A 16,060-nucleotide genomic window follows, 5' to 3' on the forward strand; every position below is an offset into this window, starting at 1 on the left:
CTACATCAGGAGAACCACTCACTCGCAAGGAGACCCCGAGATGACCGCACCGGATCAGAAACGCCGCCAACTGTTGCAGGGCATCGGCGCCGGCATCGCCCTGCCGGCCCTGGGCATTGCACCCGCCATCATCGCCGCGCCGCGCGAGCGCCCGCAGATGCTCGACGGCGTGCAGTCCGGCGACGTCACGGACGGCCGCGCGCTGATCTGGAGCCGCTGCGACAGGCCCGGGCGATTGGTCGTCGAGTGGGATACGCGCAGCCGCTTCGGCAATCCGCGGCGCATGCTGTCTTCGATTACCGATGCCGGTCAGGACTTCACCGCCCGCGTCGATCTGCGCGGGCTGCCGGCGGATCAGTCGATCTTCTACCGCGCGCGCTTCGAGGACGCCCGCAGCGGCGTGCTCAGCGAGCCCTGGTTCGGCCACCTGCGCAGCGCGCCAACGCGTCCGCGCAACATCCGTTTCGTCTGGGGTGGCGATACCTGCGGCCAGGGCTACGGCATCAACCCGGACTTCGGCGGCATGCGCATATACGAAAGCATGCGCCTGCGCCGACCGGACTTCTTCCTGCACAGCGGCGACGTGATCTATGCCGACGGGCCGATCCCCGCCGAGCTGACCGCCGAGGACGGCAGCATCTGGCGCAATCTGGTCACTGAAGAGAAGAGCAAGGTCGCCGAGACGCTGCGCGAGTTTCGCGGCAACTACCGCTACAACCTGCTGGACGAAAATCTGCGCGCCTTCAACGCCGAGGTGCCGCAGATCTGGCAGTGGGATGACCACGAGGTGACCAACAACTGGTCGCCGAGCAAGGAGCTGGATGACCGCTATCAGCAGGTGCGCGACATCGATACGCTGGTGCAGCGCGCACGCCAGGCGTATCTGGAATACGCACCGATGCGCCTGGCCCGCGGCGACAAGCTCGGGCGCATCTACCGCAAGGTCAACTACGGGCCGCTGCTGGATGTGTTCGTGCTGGATATGCGCAGCTATCGCGGGCCCAACACCCACAACCTGCAGGCGGAGCAGGGCGCCGACACGGCGTTTCTCGGCCGCGAGCAGCTGCGCTGGCTCAAGCGCGAGCTGCGAGCCTCGCGCGCGACCTGGAAAGTGATCGCCGCCGACATGCCCATTGGCCTGCACGTACCGGACGGTCCGCGCTGGGAGGCGATCGCCAATGGCAACGACGGCGAGGCGTTGGGCCGCGAGCTGGAGATCGCCGACCTGCTGACCTTCATCCAGCGTGCGCGGGTGCGCAACACCGTCTGGCTGACCGCCGATGTGCACTATTGCGCCGCGCACCACTACCACCCCAACCGCGCCGCTTTCCAGCAGTTCGAGCCGTTCTGGGAGTTCGTCGCAGGCCCCTTGAACGCCGGCAGCTTCGGGCCTAATCCGCTGGACGGCACCTTCGGCCCGGAAGTGGTGTTCCAGAAGGCGCCGCCGACGGCGAACAGCTCGCCGCGGGCGGGCTTCCAGTTCTTCGGCGAGGTGGAGATCGATGCCCAGAGCGGTGCGCTGAGCGTGAGCCTGCGCGACATCGACGGCGCGGTGGTCTACAGCCAGACGCTGGAGCCCTGGCAGCCGGCCTGATGCCGGCTAGCCGAGCAGGAAGTTGCCGGCGCGGGGTTCACCTTCCAGCGCCGGGACTTCTGCCTCGTCCTTGAGCTGTACGCCAGAGAGCTGCCGGCGGCTGGCTTCGCGCATCAGATAGAGCAGGCGGTGCGCGGCCAGGTTGTAGCTCAGACCCTCGGGGCGAATGTTGGAAATGCAGTTGCGCTGCGCATCGTGACGGCCGACCTGCGGCGCCCAGGTGAAGTACAGGCCCAGGCTGTCCGGCGAACTGAGGCCTGGGCGTTCGCCGAGCAGAATGACCGTCATCCGCGCCTTCAGCCGCTGGCCGATTTCGTCGGCAATCGCGACGCGGCCCTGTTCGACCAAGCTGATCGGCCCGAGCGCCCAGCCTTCGGCCTGACACTGCTCGGCGATCTTCAAGGCCATCGGTGCGGCGTGGCGTTGAACGGCCAGGGCGGAGAGGCCGTCGGCGATCACCAGCGCCAGGTCGCAGCCGTCTCCCGCATGCTCGTCGAGCGTGGCGGCGCTGGCTTCGTCGAGGCGCCGACCGAGGTCGGGACGCTGCAGGTAGATCTGTCGGTCTGAAGCGGCGCTGCGCAGGTGCAGGCAGCCAAGTTCATGTTTCTTCAGCTCGGCAGCCAGCGCTTCGCAGTCCAGCGGCAGATGCACGGCGTCGCGCGCCTGGGCGTGGGCGAACTGGAAATCCAGCTGCGCGTCGGTGGGCAGGCTGACACCAGCCCGGCCAAGGGCGATGCGTGCCGGGGTCAGCTGGCGCAGATGCTGCCACGGATTTTCGGTGGTGGGGGAGCGGTCGTGCATGGCTACCTCGGAGCGGGACGGTCAGGCGCGTGGAAAAGCGCGCAGCGTTTTCCACCTGAGGATGGGCGAGGTAGCAAGAGCCGCTTCATGCCATTTTCTCCAGCGCCCGGCGGAAGGCTTCGGGCAGCTCGCGGCCGAGCTGCAGGCGATTGCCGTCCTGCCGGAGGATCTGCATTTTCGCCAGCCATTCCTCGAACTCCGGCGCGGGCCGCAGGCCAAGCACCTGGCGCACGTAGAGGGCGTCGTGGAAGGAGGTAGTCTGGTAGTTGAGCATCACGTCGTCCGAGCCCGGGATGCCCATGATGAAGTTGATGCCCGCCGTGCCGAGCAGGGTCAGCAGCATGTCCATATCGTCCTGGTCGGCTTCGGCGTGGTTGGTGTAGCAGATGTCGCAACCCATCGGCACGCCGAGCAGCTTGCCGCAGAAGTGGTCCTCCAGACCGGCGCGAATGATCTGCTTGCCGTTGTAGAGGTATTCCGGGCCGATGAAGCCGACCACGGTGTTCACCAGCAGCGGCTTGTAGCGGCGCGCGACCGCGTAGGCGCGGGCTTCGCAGGTCTGCTGATCGACGCCGTGGTGGGCGTTGGCCGACAGCGCGCTGCCCTGGCCGGTCTCGAAATACATCAGGTTGTCGCCGAGGGTGCCGCGCTTCTGCGACAGACCGGCCTCGTAGCCCTCCTGCAGCGTTGCCAGGCTGATGCCGAAGCTGGCATTGGCCGCCTCGGTGCCGGCGATGGACTGGAACACCAGGTCCAGCGGCGCGCCGCGGTTGATCGCTTCGATGGAGGTAGTGACGTGGGTGAGGATGCAGGCCTGGGTCGGGATCTCGTAGCGACTGATCACCGCGTCGAGCATCTTCAGCAGCTCGCAGATGCCGGCGGTGCTGTCGGTGGCCGGGTTGATGCCGATCACCGCGTCGCCGTTGCCGTAGAGCAGGCCGTCGAGAATGCTCGCGGCGATGCCGGCGCCGTCGTCGGTGGGATGGTTCGGCTGCAGCCGGGTGGACATGCGTCCGGCCAGACCGATGCTGTTGCGAAAGCGGGTGACGACGCGCACCTTTTGCGCGACGAGGATCAGATCCTGCACACGCATGATCTTCGACACCGCAGCGACCATCTCCGGCGTCAGCCCTGGTGCCAGCGCTTTCAGCGACGACTCGTCCGCCTCCTCGCCGAGCAGCCAGTTGCGGAAATCGCCGACGGTCAGATGGCTGACCGGGGCGAAGGCAGCGGCGTCATGGCTGTCGATGATCAGCCGAGTGACTTCATCGCTTTCGTAGGGAATCAGTGCTTCTTCGAAAAAGCGCTTGAGCGGCACCGAGGCCAGGCACATCTGCGCCGCCACGCGTTCGGCGTCGCTGTCGGCCGCGACCCCGGCGAGCAGGTCGCCAGAGCGCGCCGGGCTGGCCTTGGCCATCACCTCGCGCAGGTCGTCGAAGCGCCAGGTGGTGCCGCCCACGCTGTGCGAGTAAGCCATGTCAGCCTCCTTCTTCAGTGCAGCGATGCTTCGGCCTTCTCGATTGCCGCGAATTCCTCTTCCGGCGTGCCGGCCACCAGATGGTGTCGACTGTAGATCGCAAAGTAGGCGATGAAGATCCCGTAGATGATCGCGGCGCCGATCACCACGCGCGGATCGACCAGGAAGCCCGCGATGACCGCGATGCAGGCGAGAACCAGGGCAATGCCAGAAGTGACGATGCCACCGGGCGTCTTGTACGGGCGATGCAGGTCCGGCCGGCGCAGGCGCAGGACGATGTGCGAGGCCATCATCAAGACGTAGGAGATGGTTGCGCCGAACACCGCGACGAGGATCAGCAGGTCGCCCTGGCCGGTCAGCGACAGCAGGAAACCGATCACACCGGGAATCACCAGGGCCAGCACTGGCGCCTTGTTCTTGTTGGTCAGCGATAACTTGCGCGGCAGATAGCCGGCCCGTGACAGCGCGAAGATCTGCCGCGAATAGGCATAGATGATCGAGAAGAAGCTGGCGATCAGCCCGGCCAGGCCGACCAGATTGACGAAGCCGCTCATCCAGGTGGACGAACCGTAGGCGGTGGTCAGCGCTTCCACCAGCGGATTGCCGGACGCCACCAGCGTGCTGGAGCCGGCGCCGCCCGGGCCGACCAGCAAGATCAGGCCAGCAAAGGCGACCAGAATCAGCATGGCGCCGATCAATCCACGCGGCATGTCGCGCTGCGGATTCTTGGTTTCCTCGGCGGCCAGCGGTACACCTTCCACAGCGAGGAAGAACCAGATGGCATAGGGAATCGCCGCCCAGATGCCGACGTAGCCGTAGGGCAAGAAGTTGCTGGCACCGGCAGCGGTGGTCGGTGCGATATCGAGCAGCTTGTCCACCGAGAAGTGCGGCACCATCGCGACGATGAATACGGCCAGTGCCAGGGCAGCGATGGCGGTGATGATGAACATCAGCTTCAGCGCCTCGCCGACGCCGAAGATATGGATGCCGATGAAGATGATGTAGAAGGCGAGATAGATCATCCAGCCGCCGATGCCGAACAGCGATTCGCAATAGGCGCCGATGAACACGGCGATGGCCGCCGGCGCGATGGCGTACTCGATGAGAATCGCCGTGCCGGTGAGAAAGCCACCCAGCGGACCGAACGCGGTGCGTGCGAAGCCGTAGCCGCCACCAGCCGTGGGCACCATCGATGACAGCTCGGCCAGCGAGAAGCACATGCACAGGTACATGGTTGCCATCAGCAACGTGGCGATGAACAAGCCACCCCAACCGCCTTGGGCGAGCCCGAAGTTCCAGCCGGCATAGTCGCCGGAGATCACGTAGGCGACGCCGAGACCGACCAGCAGCACCCAGCCGGCGGCGCCTTTCTTCAGTTCGCGTTCCTGGAAATAGCTACTGCCAACGGTTTCGAAATCGATTGCATGGTGCGGTGGCGTTGAACGGCTGTGTTCGAGGGCCATGGGGGAATCCTCTTGGATAGGTTGGCAGGTCTCTCCCTAGCAAGCGTCATGCCCCACGCCGGAAATGCGATATTTACGGTGTTTTGTCAGCCAAGTTTGACAGGAACGCACCTTTTGCGTGCTCCGCAGCACCACGGCGGAGCCCGGCAGGTGTCTTGTTCAAGGCGCGGGCGGGTATGCCGCCCGCGCCGATCTATCAGAAGAAGCCCAGCGGGTTGATGTCGTAGCTGACCAGCAGGTTCTTGGTCTGCTGGTAGCTGTCGAGGATCATCTTGTGGGTTTCGCGACCGACGCCGGACTTCTTGTAGCCACCGAACGCGGCATGGGCCGGATAGAGGTGGTAGCAGTTGGTCCAGACACGGCCCGCCTTGATCGCCCGGCCCATGCGGTAGGCGCGGTTGATGTCGCGGGTCCATACGCCAGCACCGAGGCCGTACTCGGTGTCGTTGGCGATGGCCAGGGCTTCGGCTTCATCCTTGAAGGTGGTGACGCCGATCACCGGGCCGAAGATCTCCTCTTGGAACACACGCATCTGGTTGGTGCCCTTGAGCAGGGTCGGCTGGATGTAATAGCCGGTGGCGAGAGAGCCTTCGAGCTTCTCCGCTGCGCCGCCGGTGAGCACCTCCGCGCCTTCGCCCTTGGCGATCTCCAGGTAGGACATGATCTTGTCGAACTGCTGCTGGCTGGCCTGGGCGCCGACCATGGTCTCGGTGTCCAGCGGGTCGCCGCGCTTGATCTGCGCGACCTTCTTCATCACCGCTTCCATGAAGGGGGCGTAGATGGATTCCTGCACCAGCGCGCGCGACGGGCAGGTGCACACCTCGCCCTGGTTGAAGAAGCCCAGCACCAGGCCTTCGGCGGCCTTCTCGATGAAGGTCGGTTCGGCCTGCATGATGTCTTCGAAGTAGATGTTCGGGCTCTTGCCACCCAGTTCCACGGTGCTCGGGATGATGCTCTCGGCGGCGCGCTTCATGATGTGCGAGCCCACCGGGGTGGAGCCGGTGAAAGCGATCTTGGCGATGCGCTTGCTCGAGGCCAGGGCCTCGCCGGCTTCACGACCGTAGCCCTGCACGACGTTGAGCACGCCCGGGGGCAGCAAGTCGCCGATGACTTCCATCAGCACTGCGATACCTAGAGGGGTCTGCTCGGCCGGTTTCAGCACCACGCAGTTGCCTGCCGCCAGTGCCGGGGCGAGTTTCCAGGCGGCCATCAGGATCGGGAAGTTCCACGGGATAATCTGCCCGACCACGCCCAGCGGCTCATGGAAGTGATAGGCCGCGGTGTGCTCGTCGATCTCGGCTGCGGTGCCCTCCTGGGCGCGGATGCAGCCGGCGAAGTAACGGAAGTGGTCAGCCGCCAGCGGGATGTCCGCATTCAGCGTTTCACGCACGGCCTTGCCGTTGTCCCAGGTTTCGGTGACGGCGAGCATCTCCAGGTTCTGCTCGATACGGTCGGCGATCTGCAACAGGATCAGCGAGCGCGCCTGCACGCTGGTCTTGCCCCAGGCATCGGCAGCGGCATGGGCGGCGTCCAGCGCCTTCTCGATGTCGGCGGCGTCGGAGCGCGGAAACTCGGCAATCGGCTGTCCGTTAACCGGAGACAGGTTGGTGAAATACTGCCCGTTGACGGGTTCGACGAACTCGCCATTGATGAAGTTGCCGTAGCGGGCCTTGAGGGTAACGAGGGCACCGTCGGTGCCGGGAGGGGCGTAGATCATGGGGGGCTCCGGTTTGTTCTTGGATGGAGATTCGCTGCATAAAGCGTAGATCACGACTTGAATGCTGTCGCGGTGGCCAGGGGCGCTTTCGTGGCGGCAGAGCGAGCGCTGCCGCGCGGTCGGGCCGGGGCAGAAGCCCCGGCCCAGGGGCTCAGAGGGCGCTATGGAAGATCGCTTCGATTTCCTCTTGCGTGGCGCGGCGTGGATTGGTCAGGCCGCAGGCATCGTTCATGGCGTTGGCGGCCAGCGTCGGGATGTCATCGGCCTTGGCGCCAAGCTCGGCCAGGCCGCCCGGAATGCCGATTGCCTGCGACAGGGTACGGATTGCCACGAGTGCGGCTTCGGCACCCTGCGCGGCGTCGAGTCCGCGGGTCTCCACGCCCATCGCGGTTGCAACGTCGCGCAGGCGTTCGGGGCAGACGCTGGCGTTGTAGCTCTCCACGTGAGGCAGCAGTACGGCGTTGCAGACGCCGTGCGGCAGATCGTAGAAGCCGCCGAGCTGGTGAGCCATTGCGTGGACGTAGCCCAGCGAGGCGTTGTTGAACGCCATCCCGGCGAGGAACTGTGCGTAGGCCATGGCTTCGCGGGCGGGCATGTCGCTGCCGTTCTCGACGGCGGTACGCAGGTTTGCCGAGATCAGTTCGATGGCCTTGAGCGCGCAGGCATCGGTGATCGGCGTGGCGGCGGTCGAGACATAGGCTTCAATCGCGTGGGTGAGGGCGTCCATGCCGGTCGCGGCGGTCAGCCCCTTGGGCATGGCGACCATCAATGCCGGGTCGTTCACCGACAGCAGCGGCGTGACATTGCGGTCGACGATGGCCATTTTCACGTGGCGGGTTTCGTCGGTGATGATGCAGAAGCGAGTCATCTCGCTGGCGGTGCCGGCGGTGGTGTTGATCGCCACCAGCGGCAGTTGTGGTTTGGCCGAGCGGTCGACGCCTTCGTAGTCGGCGATATTCCCGCCGTTGGTGGCGCACAGGGCGATGCCCTTGGCGCAGTCATGAGGCGAGCCGCCACCGAGGGAAATGATGAAATCGCAGGCGCTGTCGCGCAGCTGGGCCAGGCCCTTCTCGACGTTGCCGACGGTTGGGTTCGGTTGTGCGCCGTCGAATACGACCGATTGGATATCCGCGGCAGCCAGCAGCGCGGCGACCTTTTCGGCGACGCCTGCTCGTGCCAGTCCGACATCGGTGACGATCAGCGCTTTGCGAAAGCCGTAGTTGGCGATAGCGACCATCGCCTCATCGAGGCTACCGGCGCCCATCATGTTCACTGCGGGGATGAAGAAGGTGCTGCTCATGGAGAATTCCCTTGTGATTGTCTGAAAGTGGTACTTGCAGCATCGCATCTGGACCGGGGGGCGAAATGATCTGGCTCAAGAAGGTGACCGATCAGTCGCGTTTCGGCCCTGCGTCTGACTAACGGCGCCTGGTCGGCTGGGATGGCCTGCTGTGCTAACCTGCGCCGCAGTTTTTCAGTGGGTCTCACCGCTTTTGAGGGCATCCATGCATATCCACATTCTCGGCATCTGCGGCACCTTCATGGGGTCGCTTGCGGTGCTGGCCAAGGAGCTCGGGCATCGCGTCACCGGCTCCGATGCCAACGTCTATCCACCGATGAGCACCCAGCTCGAAGCGCAGGGCATCGAGTTGACCCAGGGCTACGAGCCGAGCCAGCTCGAGCCGTCGCCGGATCTGGTGGTGATCGGCAATGCGCTGTCGCGTGGCAACCCTGCCGTGGAGTACGTGCTGAACAAGGGCCTGCCCTATGTCTCCGGCCCGCAGTGGCTGGCCGATCACGTGCTGCAGGGGCGCTGGGTCCTAGCCGCGGCTGGCACCCATGGCAAGACCACCACCAGCAGCATGCTCGCTTGGGTACTGGAGCACGCGGGCATGAGCCCGGGCTTTCTCATCGGTGGCGTGCCGCAGAACTTCGGTATCTCCGCACGGCTCGGTGGTACTCCGTTCTTCGTGGTCGAGGCCGACGAATACGACAGTGCCTTCTTCGACAAGCGCAGCAAGTTCGTCCACTACCGCCCGCGCACCGCGATCCTGAACAATCTAGAGTTCGATCACGCGGATATTTTCCCCGATCTCGCGGCCATCGAGCGGCAGTTTCATCATCTGGTGCGCACCGTGCCGAGCGAAGGGCTGGTCATCCATCCCGAGTCGGAGACGGCGCTCAAGCGCGTGATCGGCATGGGGTGCTGGACGCCAGTGCAGACCACCGGTGACGGCGGCCAGTGGCAGGCCAAGCTGCTCAGCGCCGACGGCTCGCGCTTCGAGGTGATCTTCGATGGCGCCGTACAAGGCGTAGTGGAATGGGAGCTGAACGGCCAGCACAACGTCAACAACGCGTTGGCCACGCTCGCCGCGGCGCGGCATGTGGGTGTGATACCGAAGCAGGGCGCCGAGGCGCTCAGCGAGTTCCTGAGCGTCAAGCGACGCATGGAGAAGGTTGCCGAGGTCAACGGCGTGACCATCTACGACGACTTCGCCCACCACCCGACCGCCATCGCCACCACCCTCGACGGCCTGCGCAAGCGTGTGGGCGATACGCCGATCATCGCGGTGGTCGAACCGCGTTCCAACTCCATGAAGCTCGGTGCGCATCGCGAGGGCCTGGCTGAATCCGTGGCGCTGGCGGATCAGGCTATCTGGTACGCACCGGCCAACCTTGGCTGGGACCTGGCCGCGACCGTTGCCGGCTCGCCGGTGGAGACTACGGTGTGCGACTCGCTGGAGGCGATCATCGCCAAGGTCAAAGCTGACGCCGTGCCGGGCACCCAGGTGGTGGTGATGAGCAATGGCGGTTTCGGTGGGTTGCACGGCAAATTGGCTGAGGCGTTGAGCTGATTGCTCAAGGTGGAAAACGCTTCGCGGTTTTCCACCCTACGATGACCGTGGGTAGGGTGGAAATCGCCGAAGGCATTTCCACGCGGATCGCATCAGCAAGTAGGGTGGGCCGGGCGGCGTTCCGCTTCAGCCCGCCCGAACACGACCAAGCGACTACAAGGGAACAAATGTATGAACGGACCGGAACGCATCACCTTGGCCATGACTGGCGCATCCGGCGCGCAGTACGGCCTGCGCCTGCTCGATTGCCTGATCCAGGAGGACCGCGAGGTGCACTTCCTGATCTCCAAGGCCGCGCAGCTGGTGATGGCCACCGAGACCGACGTGGTGCTGCCGGCCAAGCCCCAGGCCATGCAGGCGTTCCTCTCGGAATACACCGGTGCCGCCTCGGGGCAGATCCGCGTGTTCGCCAAGGAGGACTGGATGGCGCCACCGGCCTCCGGCTCTGGCGCGCCGACGGCCATGGTCGTGGTGCCATGCTCGACCGGCACGCTCTCGGCGATTGCCGCCGGCGCCTGCAACAACCTGATCGAGCGTGCCGCCGACGTCGCGCTCAAGGAGCGCCGCCAGCTGATCCTGGTCCCGCGCGAGGCGCCGTATTCGAGCATTCACCTTGAGAACATGCTCAAACTGTCCAATCTCGGCGTGACCATCCTGCCGGCCTCGCCGGGCTTCTATCACCAGCCGCAGACCATCGACGACCTGGTCGATTTCGTCGTCGCGCGCATCCTCAATCTGCTCAACATCCCGCAGGACATGCTGCCGCGCTGGGGTGAGCACCATATCGTCAGCGACGACTGACATGCTCGGCCGAGCGCTGCTAGTCCTGGCGACGCTGAGCCTGCTCGGCGGCTGTGCCAGCGTGCGCACGTTGGACGCCGCCAAGCCTGGCGCGCCGATCATTTATTCCGGCACGCGCCTGGACTGGTACAGCCTCAACGGCGGCTGCTGCCCGCTGGATCGCTTCGGTGCCGTAGCGCCGAAATATGCCGCGCTGGACCTCCCTGCCAGCGCCCTGGTGGATACGCTGTTGCTGCCCTTCGCCGTCGCGGCGGAGCTGGGTGTAGGACTCGGCGTGCGCGGCGGTCTTTGAGCGGCGTGCAGCATTACTGATCTGGGTTCAGGCTGGCCTCTCGCACAGCAGGCATAATCTCCCCGTCTGCGGCACAAGGAGAACAGGTGTGAAAGACCGAACTCAGTTCCACATGAATTACTGGATGATCGCCATTCTGGTGTTTCTCGGCCTGCAGTACCTGCTGTCGATCCAGCAGGAGGTGGCGACCATCCCCTACAGCGAGTTCGAGCAGCACCTCAAGGAGGGCCGCGTCGAGGAGCTGGCGATCACCGAGCGGCGCATCGAGGGCTTGCTCAAGGAGCCCTTGGCCAGCGGTCAGCGACGTTTCATCAGCAACCGCGTCGAGCCGCAGCTGGCCGAGCATCTGCAGCAGTACCCGGTGCGCTACACCGGCAAGGTGGAAAGCACGCTGGTGCGTGACCTGCTGTCGTGGATCGTGCCGGCCATGCTCTTCTTCGGCATCTGGCTGTTCCTGCTCAAGCGCATCGGCAGCGGCCTGGGTGGCGGCGGCATGATGCAGATCGGCAAGAGCAAGGCGCGTGTCTACGTCGAGACCGACATGAAGGTGAGCTTCGCCGACGTCGCCGGCGTCGACGAGGCCAAGGACGAGCTCAAGGAAATCATCGAGTTTCTCCGCGATCCGCAAACCTATGGCCGCCTAGGCGGACGCATGCCCAAGGGCGTGCTGCTGGTCGGTCCACCCGGCACCGGCAAAACGTTGCTGGCGCGCGCCGTCGCTGGCGAGGCGAAGGTGCCGTTCTTCTCCATTTCCGGTTCCGAGTTCGTCGAGATGTTCGTCGGCGTCGGTGCCGCGCGGGTGCGCGATCTCTTCGAACAGGCGCGGGGCCAGGCGCCAGCGATCATCTTTATCGACGAACTGGATGCCCTCGGCCGCGCCCGCGGTGCCGGACCATTGTCCGGCGGGCATGACGAGAAGGAGCAGACGCTCAACCAGCTGCTGGTGGAGATGGACGGTTTCGATACCTCCAGCGGGCTGGTCCTGCTGGCCGCGACCAACCGACCGGAAATCCTCGACCCGGCGCTGCTGCGTGCCGGCCGTTTCGACCGTCAGGTGCTCGTCGATCGACCGGACAAGGTCGGGCGGGTTCAGATTCTCAATGTGCACCTGAAGAAATCGCGACTGGGCACCGATGTCGATCCGCAGGCCATCGCCGCGCTGACGCCGGGCTTTACCGGTGCCGATCTGGCCAATCTGGTCAATGAGGCGACGCTGCTGGCGACCCGGCGCAATGCCGAAGCGGTGGCCATGGAAGACTTCACCGCAGCCATCGAACGCATCATCGCCGGGCTGGAAAAGCGCAACCGCCTGCTCAACCCGCGCGAGCGGGAGATCGTCGCCTATCACGAGATGGGCCATGCGCTAGTGGCCATGGCGCTGCCAGGCGTCGATCCGGTGCACAAGGTGTCGATCATCCCGCGTGGCATGGGCGCGCTGGGCTACACCATCCAGCGCCCCATCGAGGATCGCTTCCTGATGACCCGCGACGAGCTGGAAAACAAGATGGCGGTATTGCTCGGCGGGCGTGCGGCGGAGTGGCTGGTGTATGCGCATCTGTCCACCGGTGCGGCGGACGATCTGGCCAAGGTCACCGATATCGCCCGCGCCATGGTGACGCGCTACGGCATGTCCAAGCGTCTCGGCCACCTGGCGCTGGAGCGTGAGCCGAACTCGTTCCTTGGCAACGAGGCGATGCTCGGCCTCAAGCCGCAGCATGACTATGCGGAGAGCACGGCAACCGCTATCGATGAGGAAGTGCAGGAGCTGGTGCAGTCTGCATTCCAGCGCAGCCTGGGGTTGCTTGAAGAACGACATGAATTGCTCGAGCGCTGTGCGCGGCGTTTGCTACAGCAGGAGACTCTGGATGCCGAGCAGTTGCGTGAGCTCAGTGCTGCTCCGACCAGTGATCCGGTACAGGCATCCCCTCAGGCCTGATGCGGCCTCAGGGCTGGCGAGTCAGTCGGGCTGGCGCTGGGCATGTTGCGCCAGCGCCCATTCGACATGCTCGCGTACCAGCTCCGAGGGGTCGTCGCGGCGCGCCTGGAGCGCTTCCAGCACCGGGATGCTTGACGGCGCGTTGCCCAGGCCGACCGCCAGGTTGCGCAGCCAGCGCTGGTAACCGGCGCGGCGTAGCGGCGAACCCTCGGTGCGGCTGAGAAACTCCTCTTCCGTCCAGCGGAACAGGGTCGCCAGCTCGGCGTTGTCCAGGCTATGGCGTGGTTGAAAGTCACTCTGCTCGGTGGGGCGGGCGAATCGGTTCCACGGGCAGACGATCTGGCAATCGTCGCAGCCGAATACGCGGTTGCCGATCTTGTCGCGCAGCTCGATGGGGATCGCGCCTTTCAGCTCGATGGTGAGATAGGAAATGCAGCGTCGCGCATCGAGTAGCCGTTCGCCGACGAAGGCATCGGTGGGGCAGACGTCCAGGCAGGCGTGGCAGCTGCCGCAATGATCGCGGGTCGCTGGTTCGTCGACCGGCAACGCGATATCAACGAACAACTCGCCGAGAAAGAACCAGCTGCCGGCCTTGCGATTGAGCAGCAGGGTGTTCTTGCCGATCCAGCCGAGGCCGGCCTGCTGCCCGGCGGCCTTCTCCAGCACTGGCGCGCTGTCGACGAAGGCGCGAAAGCCGAACGGGCCGACCATCTGCTGAATGCGCTCGGCGAGCTGCTGGATGCGTTTGCGGATCAGCTTGTGGTAGTCGCGGCCCAGCGCATAGCGTGACACATAGGCCTTCTCCGGACTCGCGAGCTGCTGCGTCATGCGCGTGTCGCCGGGCAGGTAGTCCATGCGCAGGGAGATCACCCTGAGGGTGCCCGGTACCAGTTCGTCCGGCCGCGAACGCTTGCTGCCGTGGGCGGCCATGTAGTCCATCTCGCCCTGATAGCCGGCCGCCAGCCAGGCGTCGAGGTGCGCTTCGTGCTCGCCGAGGTCGACATCGGTGATGCCGACCTGCTGAAAGCCGAGCTCACGCCCCCATTCCTTGATGGATTGGGCGAGGGCGGCGGGGTCGAGAGAGAGGCTGGACATTGGAGAGCGGCATGACAGGCGGGTGCGTATAATTCTGCCAGACATTCCGCCGCGATGATCCCTGCTCCGATGACCGATTCCCTGCCCGTCGCTCTGTATACCGCCGCCCAGGTGCGCGAACTCGATGCGCGCCTGATTGCCGCCGGCACTCCCGGTTTCGAATTGATGCAGCGTGCCGCTCATGCAGCATGGCGTGCGCTGCGTCGGCGCTGGCCGGATGCCGGGGCAGTTACCGTATTGGCCGGACGTGGCAATAACGCCGGCGATGGCTACATCGTCGCGGCGCTGGCGCAGCGCTCCGGCTGGCAGGTGCGGGTGCTGGCGGTGGGCGATCCGCAAGCTTTGCAGGGCGATGCCGCGCAGGCCCTGGCCGAGGCACGGGCGAGCGGTGTGGTCGTCGAGCCCTGGCATGCCGAGGCGATGTTGCAGGGCGTGCTGGTGGATGCGCTACTGGGCACCGGCATTGCCGGTGACGTGCGCGAGCCATATGTCGGAGCGATCGAGGCGATCAATGCCAGTGCGCTACCGGTGCTGGCCATTGATCTGCCGTCCGGGCTCTGCGCCAACAGCGGGCGGGTGCTGGGTCACGCGGTGCGTGCCGATCTCAGTGTGACCTTCATCGGGCTCAAGCTCGGGCTGTTCACCGCGGACGGCCCGGATCGCGTCGGCACGCTGGTATTCGATGATCTGCAGGCCGATCCGCAGATCGTCAGTCAGGTCGCAGGCGACGCTGTACGCCTGGATCAGTCAACGTTGGTGCCTGTCGCGCCGCGCTCGCCGGTGGCGCACAAGGGCAGCTTCGGTCAGGTGCTGGTCATTGGCGGCGATCTGGGGACCGGCGGCGCCGCGCTGCTCAGCGCCGAGGCGGCGTTGCGCTGCGGCGCGGGCATGGTGACGCTGGCGACTCGTCCGGAACATGTCACCGCTGCGCTGGTACGACGCCCGGAAATCATGTGCAGTGGCGTTGAGTCGACCTATAGCCTGACCGCGCTGGTCGAGCGCGCCGATGTGCTGGTGGTCGGCCCGGGCCTGGGACAGGCGCCCTGGGGACGCAGCCTGCTGTCGCTGGCGGCGCAACATGAGTTGCCACAGGTGTGGGACGCCGATGCGCTGAACCTGCTGGCTGCTGGCGGCATCGAATTGCCGGCAGCGAGCGTGATCACCCCGCACCCGGGCGAGGCTGCGCGGCTGTTGCAGTGCTCGGTAGCTGAAATCCAGGCTGATCGCCCCGCTGCGGCGCGTGCGCTGGCCCATCGCTACGCCTGCGTGGCACTGCTCAAAGGCGCCGGTACGCTGATCGCCACCGCGGATGGTCGGCTGGCGCTGTGTGATCGCGGCCATCCGGCGATGGCCAGTGCCGGTTTGGGCGACGTGTTGGCCGGCGTGATCGGTGCGTTGCTGGCGCAAGACCTGACGCCATTCGACGCGGCCTGCCTGGGGGCGTGGTTACACGCCTCCGCTGGCGAGCGCTTGGGTGAGCAGGGGCGCGGACTCGCCGCCAGCGATCTGATTTCCGTGATTCGTCAGTTGCTCGAGGAGCAGTCGCCATGCCGGAAGTGAATCTGTATGCCGCGGACGAGGCTGCCATGCTCGCGCTGGGCGCACGCATCGCCGAGGCGACCGGCGGTCGTGGCGTCATCTATCTGCATGGCGACCTGGGTGCGGGCAAGACCACGTTGTCGCGCGGCCTGATTCGCGGCTTCGGTCATGCGGGCAAGGTCAAGAGTCCGACCTTCACATTGGTCGAACCCTACGAGTTGGGCGATGTGCAGGTTTACCACTTCGACCTGTATCGTCTGGTCGATCCTGAAGAACTGGAGTTCCTCGGCATCCGCGACTATTTCGAAGGCAATGCGCTGTGCCTGATCGAATGGCCGGAGCGCGGGGCCGGCATTTTGCCAAAGGCCGACATGGACATTACCATTGCACCGCATGAGGCCGGCCGTACGCTGCGCCTGTCGCCCCACACCGCGCGGGGCGAAGCCTGGTGTGTCGCCCTGACCGACGGAGAGCTATGAATAACATGGGT

At 65.4% G+C, this 16,060-nt stretch carries 13 protein-coding genes; 7 read left to right on the plus strand and 6 right to left on the minus strand.

Annotation, left to right across the window (positions count from 1 at the left end):
- The first annotated feature begins 40 nt into the window (after positions 1–40).
- Positions 41–1,594, plus strand: a complete 1,554-nt coding sequence (locus tag LW136_RS02890; RefSeq protein WP_234174623.1) for an alkaline phosphatase D family protein — start codon at positions 41–43, stop codon at positions 1,592–1,594.
- Positions 1,595–1,600: 6 nt separating this feature from the next.
- Here the strand turns inward: LW136_RS02890 and eutC are convergent, their stop codons facing one another.
- The 5 genes from eutC to yiaY all read right to left on the minus strand — a co-directional run bounded on the left by eutC (position 1,601) and on the right by yiaY (position 8,352).
- Positions 1,601–2,395, minus strand: coding sequence for an ethanolamine ammonia-lyase subunit EutC (gene eutC / locus LW136_RS02895; RefSeq protein ID WP_234174624.1), 795 nt, complete (start codon positions 2,393–2,395; stop codon positions 1,601–1,603).
- Positions 2,396–2,480: 85 nt separating this feature from the next.
- Entirely contained in the window at positions 2,481–3,872 is a 1,392-nt protein-coding gene (locus LW136_RS02900; protein ID WP_234174625.1) for an ethanolamine ammonia-lyase subunit EutB, read from the minus strand.
- A 14-nt stretch (positions 3,873–3,886) separates the two neighbouring features.
- Positions 3,887–5,335, minus strand: coding sequence for an ethanolamine permease (gene eat, locus LW136_RS02905; protein ID WP_230357757.1), 1,449 nt, complete (start codon positions 5,333–5,335; stop codon positions 3,887–3,889).
- A gap of 196 nt (positions 5,336–5,531) precedes the next feature.
- A complete protein-coding gene (exaC, locus tag LW136_RS02910) occupies positions 5,532–7,052 on the minus strand; it encodes an acetaldehyde dehydrogenase ExaC (RefSeq protein WP_230357756.1) in 1,521 nt (506 codons plus the stop codon).
- A gap of 151 nt (positions 7,053–7,203) precedes the next feature.
- The gene (gene yiaY, locus LW136_RS02915) at positions 7,204–8,352 is read right to left on the minus strand and encodes an L-threonine dehydrogenase (RefSeq protein ID WP_041015952.1); all 1,149 of its coding nucleotides are present in this window, start codon (positions 8,350–8,352) and stop codon (positions 7,204–7,206) included.
- A 205-nt stretch (positions 8,353–8,557) separates the two neighbouring features.
- Here yiaY and mpl point away from each other — a divergent pair, with 205 nt between their 5' ends.
- The 4 genes from mpl to ftsH all read left to right on the plus strand — a co-directional run bounded on the left by mpl (position 8,558) and on the right by ftsH (position 12,936).
- On the plus strand, positions 8,558–9,907 hold the full coding sequence (mpl, locus tag LW136_RS02920) for a UDP-N-acetylmuramate:L-alanyl-gamma-D-glutamyl-meso-diaminopimelate ligase (protein WP_234174626.1): 1,350 nt from the start codon (positions 8,558–8,560) through the stop codon (positions 9,905–9,907).
- Between the two features lie 171 nt (positions 9,908–10,078).
- Entirely contained in the window at positions 10,079–10,708 is a 630-nt protein-coding gene (ubiX, locus tag LW136_RS02925; protein ID WP_234174627.1) for a flavin prenyltransferase UbiX, read from the plus strand.
- 1 nt (position 10,709) lies between these two features.
- On the plus strand, positions 10,710–11,000 hold the full coding sequence (locus LW136_RS02930) for a YceK/YidQ family lipoprotein (protein WP_058065080.1): 291 nt from the start codon (positions 10,710–10,712) through the stop codon (positions 10,998–11,000).
- 88 nt (positions 11,001–11,088) lie between these two features.
- Positions 11,089–12,936, plus strand: a complete 1,848-nt coding sequence (gene ftsH, locus LW136_RS02935; RefSeq protein WP_230357753.1) for an ATP-dependent zinc metalloprotease FtsH — start codon at positions 11,089–11,091, stop codon at positions 12,934–12,936.
- Positions 12,937–12,957: 21 nt separating this feature from the next.
- On the opposite strand, the gene queG is transcribed toward ftsH, so the two are convergent.
- The gene (gene queG / locus LW136_RS02940; RefSeq protein ID WP_230357752.1) at positions 12,958–14,031 is read right to left on the minus strand and encodes a tRNA epoxyqueuosine(34) reductase QueG; all 1,074 of its coding nucleotides are present in this window, start codon (positions 14,029–14,031) and stop codon (positions 12,958–12,960) included.
- A 69-nt stretch (positions 14,032–14,100) separates the two neighbouring features.
- Here queG and LW136_RS02945 point away from each other — a divergent pair, with 69 nt between their 5' ends.
- Together LW136_RS02945 and tsaE are read left to right on the plus strand one after the other, a co-directional pair.
- Positions 14,101–15,591 carry an NAD(P)H-hydrate dehydratase gene (locus tag LW136_RS02945; protein WP_230357751.1) on the plus strand — a complete coding sequence of 497 codons (1,491 nt, stop codon included), beginning with the start codon at positions 14,101–14,103 and terminating at the stop codon, positions 15,589–15,591.
- Positions 15,579–16,049 carry a tRNA (adenosine(37)-N6)-threonylcarbamoyltransferase complex ATPase subunit type 1 TsaE gene (tsaE, locus tag LW136_RS02950; protein WP_230357750.1) on the plus strand — a complete coding sequence of 157 codons (471 nt, stop codon included), beginning with the start codon at positions 15,579–15,581 and terminating at the stop codon, positions 16,047–16,049. The genes LW136_RS02945 and tsaE overlap by 13 nt, the downstream gene beginning before the upstream one ends.
- The last annotated feature ends 11 nt before the right edge of the window (positions 16,050–16,060 follow it).

It is taken from the genome of Stutzerimonas kunmingensis, from assembly GCF_021432085.1.
Classification (GTDB): domain Bacteria; phylum Pseudomonadota; class Gammaproteobacteria; order Pseudomonadales; family Pseudomonadaceae; genus Stutzerimonas.

What these genes read in the sequence shown, in the direction of transcription:
- tsaE (WP_230357750.1), top strand. Translation starts at nt 15,579, where the DNA reads ATGCCGGAAGTGAATCTGTATGCCGCGGACGAGGCTGCCATGCTCGCG.
- exaC (WP_230357756.1), bottom strand. Translation starts at nt 7,052, where the DNA reads ATGATCTACGCCCCTCCCGGCACCGACGGTGCCCTCGTTACCCTCAAG.
- yiaY (WP_041015952.1), bottom strand. Translation starts at nt 8,352, where the DNA reads ATGAGCAGCACCTTCTTCATCCCCGCAGTGAACATGATGGGCGCCGGT.
- LW136_RS02945 (WP_230357751.1), top strand. Translation starts at nt 14,101, where the DNA reads ATGACCGATTCCCTGCCCGTCGCTCTGTATACCGCCGCCCAGGTGCGC.
- LW136_RS02930 (WP_058065080.1), top strand. Translation starts at nt 10,710, where the DNA reads ATGCTCGGCCGAGCGCTGCTAGTCCTGGCGACGCTGAGCCTGCTCGGC.
- eat (WP_230357757.1), bottom strand. Translation starts at nt 5,335, where the DNA reads ATGGCCCTCGAACACAGCCGTTCAACGCCACCGCACCATGCAATCGAT.
- eutC (WP_234174624.1), bottom strand. Translation starts at nt 2,395, where the DNA reads ATGCACGACCGCTCCCCCACCACCGAAAATCCGTGGCAGCATCTGCGC.
- LW136_RS02900 (WP_234174625.1), bottom strand. Translation starts at nt 3,872, where the DNA reads ATGGCTTACTCGCACAGCGTGGGCGGCACCACCTGGCGCTTCGACGAC.
- queG (WP_230357752.1), bottom strand. Translation starts at nt 14,031, where the DNA reads ATGTCCAGCCTCTCTCTCGACCCCGCCGCCCTCGCCCAATCCATCAAG.
- LW136_RS02890 (WP_234174623.1), top strand. Translation starts at nt 41, where the DNA reads ATGACCGCACCGGATCAGAAACGCCGCCAACTGTTGCAGGGCATCGGC.
- ubiX (WP_234174627.1), top strand. Translation starts at nt 10,079, where the DNA reads ATGAACGGACCGGAACGCATCACCTTGGCCATGACTGGCGCATCCGGC.
- mpl (WP_234174626.1), top strand. Translation starts at nt 8,558, where the DNA reads ATGCATATCCACATTCTCGGCATCTGCGGCACCTTCATGGGGTCGCTT.